The sequence below is a fragment of the Stutzerimonas sp. VN223-3 genome, assembly GCF_045999685.1.
Lineage (GTDB): Bacteria > Pseudomonadota > Gammaproteobacteria > Pseudomonadales > Pseudomonadaceae > Stutzerimonas > Stutzerimonas stutzeri_AR.
The window spans coordinates 608,319-622,542 of the sequence record NZ_RBEC01000002.1 but is presented as its reverse complement, the minus strand read 5'-3'; the positions used below and the strand labels follow the sequence as shown (position 1 = coordinate 622,542).

General features: G+C 62.8%; 9 protein-coding genes, 1 tRNA gene and 1 pseudogene. 6 read left to right on the top strand and 5 right to left on the bottom strand.

The window, feature by feature from the left end:
- Nucleotides 1-41: 41 nt before the first annotated feature.
- Nucleotides 42-944, top strand: a complete 903-nt coding sequence (locus D7241_RS11755; RefSeq protein ID WP_408101677.1) for an alpha/beta fold hydrolase — start codon at nt 42-44, stop codon at nt 942-944.
- 269 nt (nt 945-1,213) lie between these two features.
- Here the strand turns inward: D7241_RS11755 and D7241_RS11750 are convergent, their stop codons facing one another.
- The 4 genes from D7241_RS11750 to gabD all read right to left on the bottom strand — a co-directional run bounded on the left by D7241_RS11750 (nt 1,214) and on the right by gabD (nt 7,524).
- Complete coding sequence (locus tag D7241_RS11750; protein ID WP_408101676.1) at nt 1,214-2,356, bottom strand: acyl-CoA dehydrogenase family protein; 1,143 nt, start codon at nt 2,354-2,356, stop codon at nt 1,214-1,216.
- A 12-nt stretch (nt 2,357-2,368) separates the two neighbouring features.
- Nucleotides 2,369-3,565, bottom strand: a complete 1,197-nt coding sequence (locus tag D7241_RS11745) for an acyl-CoA dehydrogenase family protein (RefSeq protein WP_408101675.1) — start codon at nt 3,563-3,565, stop codon at nt 2,369-2,371.
- Between the two features lie 46 nt (nt 3,566-3,611).
- Nucleotides 3,612-5,717 (bottom strand): 3-hydroxyacyl-CoA dehydrogenase NAD-binding domain-containing protein, encoded by a 2,106-nt coding sequence (locus D7241_RS11740; protein WP_408101674.1) that lies wholly within the window; start codon nt 5,715-5,717, stop codon nt 3,612-3,614.
- 358 nt (nt 5,718-6,075) lie between these two features.
- Nucleotides 6,076-7,524, bottom strand: a complete 1,449-nt coding sequence (gene gabD, locus D7241_RS11735) for an NADP-dependent succinate-semialdehyde dehydrogenase (protein ID WP_408101673.1) — start codon at nt 7,522-7,524, stop codon at nt 6,076-6,078.
- Between the two features lie 327 nt (nt 7,525-7,851).
- Between gabD and D7241_RS11730 the strand changes: the two genes are divergently transcribed.
- The 3 genes and pseudogenes from D7241_RS11730 to D7241_RS11720 all read left to right on the top strand — a co-directional run bounded on the left by D7241_RS11730 (nt 7,852) and on the right by D7241_RS11720 (nt 11,026).
- Nucleotides 7,852-7,928 (top strand) — tRNA-Arg (locus D7241_RS11730).
- A 490-nt stretch (nt 7,929-8,418) separates the two neighbouring features.
- A pseudogene (locus tag D7241_RS11725) lies at nt 8,419-9,752 on the top strand (MFS transporter).
- Between the two features lie 17 nt (nt 9,753-9,769).
- Nucleotides 9,770-11,026 (top strand): gallate dioxygenase, encoded by a 1,257-nt coding sequence (locus D7241_RS11720; protein WP_408101672.1) that lies wholly within the window; start codon nt 9,770-9,772, stop codon nt 11,024-11,026.
- Between the two features lie 393 nt (nt 11,027-11,419).
- On the opposite strand, the gene D7241_RS11715 is transcribed toward D7241_RS11720, so the two are convergent.
- Complete coding sequence (locus tag D7241_RS11715; RefSeq protein WP_408101671.1) at nt 11,420-12,616, bottom strand: LysR family transcriptional regulator; 1,197 nt, start codon at nt 12,614-12,616, stop codon at nt 11,420-11,422.
- A gap of 159 nt (nt 12,617-12,775) precedes the next feature.
- Here D7241_RS11715 and galB point away from each other — a divergent pair, with 159 nt between their 5' ends.
- On the top strand, nt 12,776-13,510 hold the full coding sequence (galB, locus tag D7241_RS11710) for a 4-oxalmesaconate hydratase (protein ID WP_408101670.1): 735 nt from the start codon (nt 12,776-12,778) through the stop codon (nt 13,508-13,510).
- The gene (locus D7241_RS11705; protein ID WP_408101669.1) at nt 13,507-14,223 is read left to right on the top strand and encodes a 4-carboxy-4-hydroxy-2-oxoadipate aldolase/oxaloacetate decarboxylase; all 717 of its coding nucleotides are present in this window, start codon (nt 13,507-13,509) and stop codon (nt 14,221-14,223) included. The genes galB and D7241_RS11705 overlap by 4 nt, the downstream gene beginning before the upstream one ends.
- Nucleotide 14,224 lies beyond the last annotated feature (1 nt).

Sequence of the window (14,224 nt, the reverse complement as noted above, 5' to 3'; positions counted from 1 at the left end):
TACTGGTTCAGGGCAATTCAAATAGTGCGGAGAACAACAAAATGGCGACGATACAGGCTGATGAGCGTTCGATCGACAACGGCAACGGCCACCTTCTGTCCAGTTACTGGTACCTACCGAGCAGCGCGCCACGCGGCGCCGTGCTGATCGCACCGGCGATGGGTGTGAAGCAACGTTTCTACGCCGATTTCGCCCGCTGGCTGGCCGACCGCGGCTATCTGGTTGTCACCTTCGATTACCTGGGCATGGGCCGCTCCCGCCGGATGCCGCTGCGCAAGCTCCAGGTCGACATTCTCGACTGGGCGCGGCACGACTGCAGCGCAGTACTCGCAGCAGTGGCCGAAGCTGCTGACGATCTACCGCTGTACTGGATCGGCCACAGCGTCGGCGCGCAAATCCTACCGCTGGTAAAAGGTCATGAACGGCTTACCCGTATCGTCACCATCGCGGCCGGCAGCGGCTACTGGCGCGAAAACAGCCCACAGATTCGCCGCAAGGCGTGGCTGCTCTGGCACGGGCTGGCTCCGCTGCTCACGGCGCTGACGGGCTACTTTCCCGGCGATCGCATCGGTGCGGTCGGTGATCTGCCGGCAGGCGTGATACGCCAGTGGCGTCGCTGGTGTCTGCATCCGGAATATCTGGTCGGCGTCGAAGGCGAGCCCATGCAACGCGCTTTCGACGCCGTGCGAACGCCGATGACTTCGCTCTCCTTCACCGACGACGAAATGATGTCTGCGCGCAACACCGAGTCGTTGCACGGCTTCTATGCTGGCGCACCGAAGAGCATGCAGCGCATCGCCCCCAGTGAAGTCGGGGCAGATCGCATCGGTCACTTCGGGTTCTTTCGCGAGACCTTCACACCGACGCTCTGGTCGAAGTACCTGCTACCGGAGCTCGAATGCGCCAGCCGTGACCAGGCGATTGCATTGGAAGCGGCGAGGTAGCCGACACCTGGATATGAAAGGAAATACGTCTTAGGCCATACCCACTGCAGTTGTCCCTTCGCGAGCAAGCTCGCTCCTACAAATGCGGTGGAACGAGGCAATTACCGTCTGGGGAAATTCTTGACTGTAGGAGCGAGCTTGCTCGCGAATCCCCACCTACAAAAGCGCCGTTCTGCCTCCTTACCTATGGGGGATGCCTTAGCGCCGGGGACATGCCTGTAAAAGCAAAACCGGGCCATGGGCCCGGTTGCTGTGCCGCGATCAGGCGATCACGCTACCTGCATAAGCTTGGCGTACGCCTTCAGGTGATGGTCGTCGTCACCGAACTGGTGGGCGATCATCACCAAGCGCTTGGCGTGGTGAGCGAGGTTGTATTCCCAGGTCATCCCGATGCCGCCGTGCAGCTGGATCGCTTCCTCGGCGACCTTGCGCGCAGCGCGGGCGCAGATGTATTTGGCGGCTGCGATGATGCGACTACGGTCATCGTTGTCTTCACCATCAGCGAAGGTCGCGGCGAGGATCGCCATGCTGGTGGCCTGCTCCAGCTCGGTCTGCATGTCGACCATGCGGTGCTGCAGGACCTGGAACTTGCCGATCGGCACACCGAACTGCTTGCGCGTCTTCAGGTAGTCGAGGGTCAGCTTGCAGGCTTCGTCCATGCTGCCCAGGGCGTCGGCGCACTGCGCGGCGATGGCGCGGCCCTGCTGGTAGCGCAGCGCGGGCAAGGCGTTGCCCACCTCACCGAGTAGTGCATCGGCGCCGACCTGAACATTGTCGAGGAACAGCTCGCAGCCCTTGCGCCCGTCGATGGTCGGGTAGACCCGGCGGCTGACGCCCTGAGCATTCGGGTCTATGAGGAACAGGCTGACGCCGGTCTCGTCACGGCTGTCGCCCGAGCTGCGCGCCGAGACGACAATCTTACCGGCGCTGTGCCCGCCGATGACCACCGCCTTGCGCCCGGACAAGCGATAGCCGCCGTCGACCACCTCGGCTTTGGTCTGCACGTCGTTGAGGTTGTAGTGGCTCTGCGGCTCTTCGAACGCGACCGCCAGTTGCAGCGAACCGGCCGCTACCTGGGGCAGCAAATCCTGCTTCTGCGCCTCGCGGCCCAGTTGATTGAGCAATCCGCCGCCGAAGATCACCGATTGCAGGTAAGGCTCCAGCGTCAGGCCGCGGCCCAGCTCGGTCATCACCAGCATGGTTTCCACGCCGCCACCGCCAAAGCCACCGATCTCTTCGGCGAACGGGACGGCGGTCAGGCCCAGCTCGCCCAGCTGCGCCCAGAACTCGGCAGAAAAACCCAGTTCCGACTCGCTGAATTTCTCGCGCTGCTCGAACGGGTAGGCGTCGCGCACCAGGCGCGCCGCGGTGTCTTGCAGCATTTGCTGCTCTTCGGTCAGTTTGAAGTCCATTGCGGTGCCCCCTTACAGCTCGAGAATCATCTTCGAGACGATGTTCTTCTGGATTTCGTTGGAGCCGCCGAAGATCGACAGCTTGCGCATGTTGAAGTAGTCGCCGGCCAGCGACGCGCTGTAGTCGGCGTGCAGCAGCTCGCCTTCGTAGTTCAGCTGCAACTCTTCATCGAGGAACGGCAACGCATAAGGGCCGATGACCTTGCGCAGCAGGCTGGTGATGGCCTGACGGATCTCGGTGCCCTTGACCTTGAGGATCGAGGACTCGGCGCCGGGCACACCGCCCTCCTTCGCTGCCGCGAGGATGCGCAGGGTGCTCATTTCGATGGCCATCAGTTGCATCTCGACCTCGGCCACCTGAGCGCGGAATAGTGGGTCTTCCAGCATTGGCCGGCCGTCGCAGACTTCCTTCATGGCGATGCGCTTGAGGTGCGCCAGCGCGGCTTTCGAGGCGCCAATGCCGGCCAGGCCGGTGCGCTCGTGGGTCAGCAGGTACTTGGCGCAGGTCCAGCCCTGGTTTTCTTCGCCGACAAGGTTTTCCACCGGCACGCGGACGTTGTCGAAGAAAACCTCGTTGACCTCATGGTCCCCGTCCAGGGTGATGATCGGCCGCACGCTGATGCCCGGCGTGCTCATGTCGATCAACAAGAAGCTGATACCACGCTGCTGCTGGGCTTCGGGGTCGGTGCGCACCAGACAGAAAATCATGTTGGCGTGCTGGCCGAGGGTGGTCCAGGTCTTCTGGCCGTTGACCACGTAATGGTCGCCGTCACGCACGGCGCGGGTCTTGAGGCTCGCGAGATCGGAGCCGGCGCCGGGCTCGGAATAGCCCTGGCACCACCAGTCTTCACCCGAAAGGATGCGCGGCAGGTAATGGTCCTTCTGCTGCTGGCTGCCGAACTTGATGATCACCGGCGCGACCATGTTGACGCCGAACGGCACGGTACGCGGCGCACCGAAGGCGGCGCACTCCTCGTCAAAGATGTGCTTTTCCACCGGGCCCCAGGTGGTGCCGCCCAGTTCCACCGGCCAGCCCGGCGCGTACCAGCCGCGCTTGACCAGAATCTGCTGCCAGCGCTGGTGGTCCTCTTTGGACATGTGCTTGCCGAGCTTGACCTTGGCGGCGATGTCCGCCGGCAGCTCGTTAGTCAGAAAGGCGCGCACTTCATCGCGGAAGGCGAGCTCTTCGGCCGTGTAATTCACGTTCATGGATGGTTCCTCGATGTCCGATCGGCAGATTGCAGGCGGGCGGCGCTCATTGCCCGGCCTGCCATTCGGTGAAGGTGCGGCCTTCAGCGGCCAGTTTTTCCAGTAGCGGCGCGGGCTTCCACCAGTCGCCGCAACGGGCATGCAGCTCGCGAACCCGTGCCAGCACCTTGTCCAGGCCAACGCTGTCGGCGTAATACATCGGGCCGCCACGGAAGGCCGGAAAGCCGTATCCGTTGAGGTAGATGATGTCGATGTCGCTGGAACGCTGGGCGACGCCTTCCTCGAGGATCTTCGCGCCCTCGTTGACCAGCGCGTAGATCGTCCGCTCGATGATGTATTGCTCGTCCAGCTCGCGGCGTTCGATACCCTTTTCCCTCGAGGCTGCTTCGAGCATAGAAGCCAGCTCAGGGTTATCCAGCGGCGTGCGGGTGCCTGGCTCGTAGCGGTAATAGCCGGCCCCGGTCTTTTGCCCCAGCATGCCGGCTTCGCAAAGCTTGTCCGAAACGGTGGGGAAATCGCGATCGGCCGGCAAGTCGGCACGCTGGCGTTTGCGGATCGCCTGGCCGATGTCGAGACCGGACAGGTCGCGCATGGCGAACGGCCCCATGGCCATGCCGAAGTTGCGCAGCGCACCGTCGACCTGCTGTGGCGTGGCGCCCTCTTCCAGCAGGAATTCCGCCTCGCGGCCGTACTGGAAGACCATGCGGTTGCCGACGAAGCCGTCGCAGACGCCGACCACCACCGAAACCTTCTTCAGCTGCTTCCCGATGGCCATGGCGGTGGCGAGTACCTCATGGCTGGTCTTCTCACCGCGCACCACTTCCAGCAGACGCATGACATTGGCCGGGCTGAAGAAATGCAGGCCGACCACGTCTTCAGGACGTTTGGTAAAGGCGGCGATGGCATTCAGGTCCAGCGACGAGGTGTTGGAGGCGAGGATCGCGCCGGGCTTGCACACTGCATCCAGCTGCTCGAAGACCTGCTGCTTGACGCCCATCTCTTCGAACACCGCTTCGACCACCACGTCAGCGTCGGCCAGCGCGCCGTAATCGGTGACGCCGGTGACCAGCTTCAGACGCTTTTCCATTGCCTCCTCGGTCAGGCTGCCGCGCTTGACGCTCGCGGCGTAGGTGTCGCGGGCACGCTGCAGACCGCGTTGCAGCGCTTCCTCATTGATCTCCAACAGCTTCACCGGCACACCGGCATTGGCGAAGCACAGGGCGATACCGACACCCATGGTGCCGCCGCCAATGACCGCGGCGCTCTTGATCGCACGCGGTTTCACGTCAGCCGGCAGATCGTTGATCTTGCTCGCCTGGCGCTCGGCAAAGAAGGAGTGGACCAGCGCGCCGCGTTGCGAGGAGTTCAGACACTCGGCAAACAGCTCGCGTTCGCGCTTGAGGCCCTCGGCCAGTGGCAGCTTGGTCGCTGCCTCAACCGCAGCGATGCAACGCAGCGGCGAGAACAGCCCGGGCATACGCTTGGCTACCTCGGCGTGCTTGGCGCGGATCAGCGCCTCATTGTCGGCGTCTTCCAGACCGCGGGTCTGTTCACCGCTGCGGCGCGGGGCGCGGCCTTCTTCGACTATGCGACGAGCATAGGCCAGGCCGGCTTCTCTCAGGTCGCCGTCGAACAGCTCATCGACGATGCTGTGTTCCACCGCTTCCGCTGCGCCGATCGGCGTGCCGCTGACGATCATGTCCAGCGCCTTGGCGACGCCGGCCAGACGTGGCAACCGTTGCGTACCGCCGGCACCCGGCAACAGGCCCAGCTTCACTTCCGGCAGGCCGACCTTGGCGTCGCGGCGCGCGATGCGGTAATGGCAGCCAAGCGCGACCTCCAACCCGCCACCCAATGCAGTGCCGTGAATCACCGCAACGCTCGGCTTGCTGCTGCCCTCGATAACCTCAATCACCTCGGGCAGGCTCGGCGCCTGCGGCGGCTTGCCGAATTCTTTGATGTCGGCACCGGCAATAAAGGTGTTGCCCTCGCAAACCAGCACCACGGCGCGTATCTGCGGGTCTGCTTCGGCGTTCTGGAAGGCCTGTAGCAGCCCTTGGCGCACGGCATGGCCGAGGGCGTTGACCGGTGGGTTGTTGACCGTGATCAGGGCAATCTCGCCTTGAAGTTCGAGCCGTACGACATCCGTCATGATTGGCCTCCGCTTTGTGAAATGATGAATTGGATTTGTTATTTCACGGAATCAGGTTTCGCACAGCAGAATAGTTGAGTCATTTCCGTATGTCGAGGGTAAGCCATGGTGTGAATCTGCTCGGATAACCATAGAGGGCACCCGGACGATGTGCGTTGAAAATGAAGAGCGGAAGACGGAAGGGTAAAACCCGGAGCGGATCAGCCTGACGGGCATCAAACAGGCCTAAGAGCGAACGCCATCTGTAGGAGCGAGCTTGCTCGCGAACGGTTGCGGATCGCGAGCAAGCGCGCCCTACAGATCAAAAGCGGAACCCTGGGGCCGCTATAGAAGTACGGCCCCAACAACCACAGCGCTGTTACAACCCGAGGCAGAGATACTTGATCTCCAGATAATCCTCGATGCCGTACTTGGAGCCTTCACGGCCCAGCCCAGATGACTTCACGCCGCCGAAAGGCGCCACCTCGGTAGAAATCATTCCGGTATTGACCCCAACCATCCCCGATTCCAACGCTTCGGCGACGCGGAACACCCGTCCCAGATCGCGGGCGTAAAAATACGCGGCCAGACCGAACTCGGTGTCGTTGGCCAGGGCGATACCTTCGGCCTCATCCTTGAAACGGAACAGCGGTGCCAGCGGGCCGAAGGTTTCCTCCTTGGCGACCTTGGCGCTGTGCGGCACATTGATCATCAGGGTCGGCTCGAAGTAACTGCCACCTAGCTCATGCGCTTTGCCCCCGGTAACCACCTGAGCGCCATTGGCTACGGCATCCTCGATATGCTCTTTGACCTTTGCCGCAGCGCGGTCGTCGATCAGCGGGCCGATGTCGACACCTTCATCGAGGCCATTGCCGATCTTCAGCTTTTCCACCGCCGCCTGGAATTTACTGGCGAAGGCATCGTAGACGCCGTCCTGCACGTAAATACGGTTGACGCAGACGCAGGTCTGCCCGGCATTGCGGTACTTGGACTGCATGGCGCCTTTGACGGCCTCATCCAGATCAGCATCGTCGAAGACGATGAACGGCGCGTTGCCGCCCAACTCCAGCGAGACCTTCTTGATGCCCGGCGCGCACTGCGCCATCAGCTTGGCGCCGACCTCGGTCGACCCGGTGAAGGTAATCTTGCGCACGGTGGGGTTGGCGGTCAGCTCGTCGCCGATGTCGCCCGCCGAACCGGTGATGACACTGAATACGCCTTTGGGAATGCCGGCGCGCTCGGCCAACTCGGCCAAGGCCAGTGCCGAGAACGGCGTCTGGCTGGCGGGCTTGACTACCATGGTGCAACCCGCCGCGAGGGCCGGGCCGGCCTTGCGCGTGATCATCGCCGCCGGGAAATTCCACGGAGTAATAGCCGCGGTTACGCCGATCGGCTGCTTGATGACGATGATGCGCTTGTCTTTCTGATGGCCAGGAATGGTGTCGCCATAAACGCGCTTGGCTTCCTCGGCGAACCATTCGATAAAGGAGGCGGCGTAGGCGATCTCGCCCTTGGACTCGGCCAGCGGCTTGCCCTGTTCCAGCGTCATCAGACGGCCCAGATCGTCCTGGTTTTCCATCATCAGCTCGAACCAGCGCCGCAGCTTCTGCGAACGCTCCTTGGCGGTCAGGTCACGCCAGGCCGGCAATGCACGCTCAGCCGCTTCGATCGCGCGACGAGTTTCGGCGGCACCCATCTTCGGCACGGTGCCGAGAATTTCGTTGCTGGCCGGGTTGTTCACCTTGATCGTCTCGCCGCCGTCGGCGTCCTGCCAGTTGCCATCTATATAAGCCTGCTGGCGGAACAGTGAAGAATCTTTGAGTTGCATGGCAGTCTCCTAAGAGCCGGCGCGGCGCCGGAAATGATCCAAGGCCGTCAGGCCGATACGGGGCAGTTGGCAGTGGAACCGCCCGACCTAGGTCAGAACGAGGGATAGCCCCTGGGTTCCTGCTGCATGACAGAACGTTTGAAATCTCGAACGATGCTAGGCCTATCGCCTGATAACAGGCAACATCATGTTCGAAAAAACTAACGCGCTATAGCTCAGCCTGATGGCAAATCGAATCGCCACTGCACGCCCGGATCCGCCCGCCTGGCAGCCGCCGAACCGCCATGGACGACCGCAGACGACATGCGTATGATTGCCCCCCGCAACGCACCAGTAGCTCAGCTGGATAGAGTACTGCCCTCCGAAGGCAGGGGTCGTGGGTTCGAATCCCGCCTGGTGCGCCATATACAAAACAAAGGGCTTAGGTGAAAACCTAGGCCCTTTGTCTTTTCGGAATGCGAACAACTAGCGCAAGCCCAGCAGCGCATGCTGGTGGTCCGTACGCTCATGTTCAGCCGCGTTAACGCCTGCATTGCCGCCACGGCTCGACGACTGTAAGCCTGCAGCTCCCCCACTCTCTGATCTGGCCGTCACTTGCTCGGCCCTGGACGCATAAGCGTCGAACGCCGTCGCTGGTCGTTGCAGTCATTACAAGCGTGGCGCGCCGCTGACCAATGCACCAACCCTAGCTGGCGCGAATCGGATTTCTACTCGCCCTATGAACCCCACGAGCTCTAACGTCAGTGAGCTCTGCCTGGATAAATAAAACGGATACCTGCTTAACGATTTACCAGACGCTTATTCACCTGGGTGCGCTTAGAGTCAGGCCACCAAAAGTGGGCTCGCCGGTTCTTCCGGCATCGCCCTCGTCTACAAAAACAAAAGGTGAATGCTATGGGTAACGCCACAGTCGATGTGAAGACGTGGATCGACGATCGCCCCATCTCCCGATACCAGTGGCTGATCCTCGGCCTGTGCTTTCTGGTTGTTGTGTTCGATGGTTTCGATGTCGCTGTCATGGGCTTTATCGCCCCCTCTCTGATGCAGGAATGGGATCTATCACGTGCCGCCTTCGGCCCGGTGATGAGTGCCGGCATGGTCGGGCTCGCCATTGGCGCGCTCGCGGCCGGACCTTACGCCGACCGCTTTGGGCGCAAGACGGTGTTACTCGCCGCTGTCACGGTCTTCAGCGTGCTGAGCCTGGGTTGTGCCTTCGCCCGCAACCCCTACGAGCTTGCCGGCCTGCGCCTGTTGATCGGTATCGCGCTCGGCGCTGCGTTGCCGAATACCACGACGCTAGCGTCTGAATACCTGCCCGAAGGCAAACGTGCGCTGCTGATCACGCTGATGTTCACCGGCTTCAATCTTGGCTCCGGCTGCGGCGGATTTCTCGCCGCCTGGCTGATTCCGAACTATGGCTGGGAAGCGGTGCTGGCCGCCGGCGGCGTGCTGCCGCTACTACTGCTGCCCTTCATCTGGCTGTTTCTACCCGAGTCGGCCCGCTTCCTCGCCGCACGCAATGCTCCGGCACATCGCATCGCCGCCGTGCTGAACAAGCTTGGTGGGCACTTCGATGCCGATACCCGCTTTGTCACCACCGATGCCAGCGAGCCGACCAAAACGCCGGTGCGTATGCTGTTCAACGCTATCGCTTCGGCACCCTGGCACTTTGGCTGACCTATTTCATGGGCCTGCTGGTCATCTATCTGATGATGGGCTGGCTGCCGACGCTGTTGCGCGACGGCGGCGTCTCGATCGAACGCGCCGCGACCATCACCGGACTGTTCCAGATTGGCGGTACCGTGGGCGCGCTGGTAGTTGGCTGGCTGATGGACCGGCGCAACCCGAACCGCGTCATCGCCGGCTCCTATGCGCTGGGCGGCGCCTGCATCCTGTTGCTGGGCGCTTTCAGCCTGGAATCCAGCCTGCTGACTTTGGGCGTAATCGCCGCCGGCTTCTGCATGAGCGGCGCGCAGACGGGCCTGAACGCCTTCGCGCCGGGATACTATCCGACCGAATTTCGCGCCACTGGCGTGAGCTGGATGCTCGGTATCGGCCGCTTCGGCGCCATCTTCGGTTCACTGATCGGTGGTGTGGTGCTGAGTCTCGGCCTGGGCCTGCCTACCCTGTTCACATTGCTCGGCCTGCCGGCGTTCATCGCCGCCGTGGCGATCCTCGCCAATAGTCATGCCGCCCGCCAAGCCAACCGCGCCGTCGCGGCGCATTGATAGAAAGGATTGATTTCATGGCACGCATCATCGGTGGCCTCGCCGTCTCCCACACCCCCACCATCGGCTTCGCGGTGGATCACGACAAGCAGGAAGAAGCGGCTTGGGCGCCGATCTTCGAGAGCTTCGAGCCGATCAAAGCCTGGCTGAGCGAGAAAAAGCCCGACGTCTTGTTCTACATCTTCAACGACCACGTCACCTCGTTCTTCTTTGACCATTACGGCGCGTTCTCGCTGGGTGTCGATGAGCACTACGATGTCGCCGACGAGGGTGGCCATGCCCGCGATTTGCCGGGCATCGGCGGACACGCCGCGCTCTCGCGCCACATCGGCGAGAGTTTGATGGCCGACGAGTTCGACATGAGTTTCTTCCGCGACAAACCGCTGGACCACGGCTTCTTCTCGCCGATGTCCGCGTTGCTGCCGCATGATGGCGGCTGGCCGGTCGAGATCGTCCCGTTGCAGGTCGGCGTATTGCAGTTCCCGATTCCTAGCGCAGCGCGCTGCTACAAGCTGGGCCAGGCGCTGCGCCGCGCCATCGAGAGCTATCCAGAGGATCTAAAGGTGGCCATCGTCGCCACCGGCGGCCAGTCTCATCAGGTTCATGGCGAGCGCTGCGGCTTCAACAACACCGAGTGGGACAAGCAATTCACCGACTTGCTGATCAACGATCCGATCAAGCTGACCGAGATGACCGTCGCCGAGTACGCCACCCTCGGTGGCTTGGAGGGCTCCGAGGTGATCACCTGGCTGATCATGCGCGGCGCGCTCTCGGCACAGGTGAACACGCTGCACCAGGGCTACTACCTGCCATCGATGACGGCCATCGCCACCCTGCTGCTGGAAAACCGGGACCAGCCGCTGCCGGTCGCCGCCATCGAACGCCATCGCGCGCACATGCAACATCAGCTGGACGGCGTCGAGAAGCTCGAGGGCACCTATCCCTTCACGCTGGCCCGCAGCGCCAAGGGCTATCGGCTGAACAAGTTTCTGCGGCGGATGATCGAGCCCTCCTGGCGCGAGCGCTTCCTCAGCGAGCCCGAGGCTCTCTATGAAGAAGGCGGCCTGACCGAAGAGGAACGCGACATGCTGCGCCGCCGCGACTGGCGTGCGCTGATCCAGTACGGCGCGATCTTCTTTGGCCTGGAAAAGCTCGGCGCGGTGGTCGGCGTTTCCAATCTCGATATCTATTCCGCCATGCGCGGACAGACGCTCGAAGAATTCCAGAAGACCCGCAATCAGCAAGTGTTGTACGGGGTCGCTCGCAAGAGCTGACCCGCCCGACCATTTGGCCCTGTGGTACGGCAAGTAAGGTGGGCTTCAGCCCACCGCATGGCTCGGAGCGCCGCGCAACCGGCTTGGTTTTCTGACGCGTTTCTTGGTGGGCTAAAGCCCACCCTACGGTCGCGTGGCTTCCGGTGTTTTCGTGGCCTCGGCTCGGCAAGTAGGGTGGGCTTCAGCCCACCGTATGGCCCGGAGAATTGGTCGACGTGCCTCGCAACCGGTTTTAGTTTCTGACACGTTTTTTGGTGGGCTAAAGCCCACCCTACATAGCTGTCCCGCTTCCGTAGGATGGGTGCAACCCATCGAAGGTGACCACGGAGCGGTAATTGCGGCTCGGCTGCGACAGGCGGTGGGCTGAAGCCCACCCTACGTCGGTGTGTGCGGTTAGGACTGGCCGGCGGCGTCGTGGATGGCGTCCATCAGCGCGCGGGCGGCAGGCGTATGCAAGCTGGCGGTGCGGTAGGTCAGGCCGATTGCGCGGGTGGTGTGTTGCAGTGGCCAAGGCAGGACGCGCAGCTCGCCGGACTGAATTTCCTCTTCCAGTTGGTGCGCCGAGACGGCGGCAAGAATGTCCGAGCGCAACAGCAGGCCGCGAATGATGGCCAGGTCACCGCTTTCCACCACTGGCCAGGGCGACGCCATGCCGGCATCGGCGAAGCAGGCATCGAGCAGTTTCCGTGCAGGCGAGCCGGCGCGCGGCAGAACCCAGCGCGCATGCTGCAGGTGGGAATGATCGACGGTGCCGCTCAGCAACGGATGACCGTCGCGCACCAGAATGAGCATTTCCTCGGTCAGCAACGCATCGCCGTGCAGATCGCTTGCATAGGCTGCCGACCGCAGCGCGCCGAAGATGAAGTCCAGATCGCCAGAGCGCAATTCGGTCGCCAGCAGGTCAAAGGGGCTTTCATTGGTGACCACCTGCACACCGGGGTGCGTGGCGGTGAGCCGGACGATGGCTTCGGGCAGGATGCGTGTGCGCCCCAGCGGCAACGCACCGACATGCACCACGCCGCGCAGCTCGCCCTCAAGCGCCGCGAGATCGGCTTCCAGGCGGCGCAGTTCGTTCAGCGCCCGGCGGATCGGAAAGAGAATGTCGAGACTGGCACGCGTCGGCTGCAACCCGCGCGGCGTGCGCTCGAACAGGCCTTGCCCGCAGCCTTCCTCGAGCACTTTGAGCGCCGCGCTGACCGCCGGCTGGCTGAGCCCGAACAGACTGGCGACCGTCTGCATATGGTGCGTCTCGCAGAGTTTGACGAACAACTGCAGGCGCCGCGCCTGATAGAGATACAGCGGTTCGGTCATGCGTGTCGCATCGGTGCCGAGTTGCGCGGGCACGCTTTCCAGCTCCGCCAATACGCGTCGTGCGCGAGGCAGCACCCGTTCGCCCGGATCGGTCAGGCGCATGCCATTGGCATGACGTTCGAACAGCGTGACCCCGAGCCGCACTTCCAGATCGGCGATGGCGCGGGTCACCACCGACTGCGCGCGGTAGAGCACTGCCGATGCTTTCGAGACGCTGCCGTGGTCGGCAACGCGGACGAAGGCACGTACCTGCATCAGGTTCGGAAGATCGTGACTCATATGGCTTGCGGCTCCGCAAATCGACGAACCACGCCACTATGCCGCCCCGGTGCAAAGACGGGCAATAAATAAAAGGTATAGCCCGAGCCGTCTATTGCATTACAACCCGCGCAAGTGCCGGTGACATGCTCTCGTCATCGCAAGAGGAGCCACTCAACCATGTCGCAACAACAAAAAACCGCCCTCGTCGTCAGCGCCCATTCCGCCGATTTCGTTTGGCGCGCGGGCGGCGCCATCGCTCAGCACGTCAAGCTGGGCTACGCCGTGCACATCGTTTGTCTGTCCTTCGGCGAGCGCGGCGAGTCCGCCAAACTGTGGCGCAAGGGCGAGATGACCGAAGAGAAGGTCAAGGCCGCCCGCCGCAGCGAGGCCGAAGCCGCCGCCGAGGTGCTGGGTGCTACGGTCGAGTTCTTCGATATCGGCGACTACCCGATGCGCGCCGATAAAGACACGCTGTTCCGCCTGGCCGACGTGTTCCGCCGCGTGCAGCCGGAATTCGTACTCAGCCACTCGATCAAGGACCCGTACAACTACGATCACCCGCTGGCCATGAACCTGACCCAGGAGGCGCGCATCATCGCCCAGGCCGAAGGCTACCGGCCGGGCGAGAAGATCGTCGGCGCGCCGCCGGTTTACGCCTTCGAGCCGCACCAGCCGGAACAGTGCGAGTGGCGCCCCGACACCTTCCTCGATATCACCGAGGTCTGGGACAAGAAGTACGCCGCCATTCAGTGCATGGCCGGCCAGGAACACCTGTGGGAGTACTACACCCGCGTGGCCCTGCAGCGCGGCGTGCAGGCCAAGCGCAACATCGGCATTACCGCGAGCAAGAACATCATTTACGCCGAAGGCTTCCAGAGCGTCTTCCCACGTGTGACGGAGAACCTGGCATGAGCGGGCTCGTTGGCAAGACCGGAATCGTCGTGCGCAACGTCGAGCGCGCCGACCGCGACCTGATCAACGAACTGGGCCGCTATGGCGTCGCCACGGTGCACGAGGCGCAGGGTCGCAAAGGGTTGCTCGCGTCGAATATTCGCCCGATCCAGCAAGGTGTATCGCTGGCCGGCTCGGCCATTACCGTGCTGGTAGCGCCGGGCGACAACTGGATGTTCCATGTCGCGGTCGAGCAATGCCGCCCAGGCGACCTGTTGATCGTGGCGGCGAGTTCGCCCTGTACCGATGGCTATTTTGGCGATCTTCTGGCGACTTCGCTCAAGGCGCGGGCGGTTCGTGCGCTGGTGATCGATGCCGGCGTGCGCGACACCCATACACTGCGTGAAATGGGCTTTCCGGTGTGGTCGGCGGCGGTCAACGCCCAGGGTACGGTGAAGGAAACCCTCGGCTCGGTGAACCTGCCGCTGGTCTGCGGCGGCCAACTGATCAATGCCGGTGACGTAGTAGTGGCAGACGACGATGGCGTGGTCGTGGTGCGCCGCGACGAGGTTGTTCAAGTCGTCGAGGCCACCCGCAAGCGCGCCGACGCCGAAGAAGCCAAGCGCGTGCGCCTGGCAAAGGGCGAGCTGGGTCTGGACATCTACAACATGCGTCCGCGTCTGGCTGAGAAGGGCCTGCGCTACGTCGATAACCTCGACGAGCTGGACGGCTGAT

Coding starts and splice junctions, on each gene's coding strand:
- D7241_RS11750 (WP_408101676.1), bottom strand. CDS start 2,356: ATGGACTTCAAACTGACCGAAGAGCAGCAAATGCTGCAAGACACCGCG.
- D7241_RS11755 (WP_408101677.1), top strand. CDS start 42: ATGGCGACGATACAGGCTGATGAGCGTTCGATCGACAACGGCAACGGC.
- D7241_RS11715 (WP_408101671.1), bottom strand. CDS start 12,616: ATGAGTCACGATCTTCCGAACCTGATGCAGGTACGTGCCTTCGTCCGC.
- D7241_RS11745 (WP_408101675.1), bottom strand. CDS start 3,565: ATGAACGTGAATTACACGGCCGAAGAGCTCGCCTTCCGCGATGAAGTG.
- gabD (WP_408101673.1), bottom strand. CDS start 7,524: ATGCAACTCAAAGATTCTTCACTGTTCCGCCAGCAGGCTTATATAGAT.
- D7241_RS11720 (WP_408101672.1), top strand. CDS start 9,770: ATGGCACGCATCATCGGTGGCCTCGCCGTCTCCCACACCCCCACCATC.
- D7241_RS11705 (WP_408101669.1), top strand. CDS start 13,507: ATGAGCGGGCTCGTTGGCAAGACCGGAATCGTCGTGCGCAACGTCGAG.
- galB (WP_408101670.1), top strand. CDS start 12,776: ATGTCGCAACAACAAAAAACCGCCCTCGTCGTCAGCGCCCATTCCGCC.
- D7241_RS11740 (WP_408101674.1), bottom strand. CDS start 5,717: ATGACGGATGTCGTACGGCTCGAACTTCAAGGCGAGATTGCCCTGATC.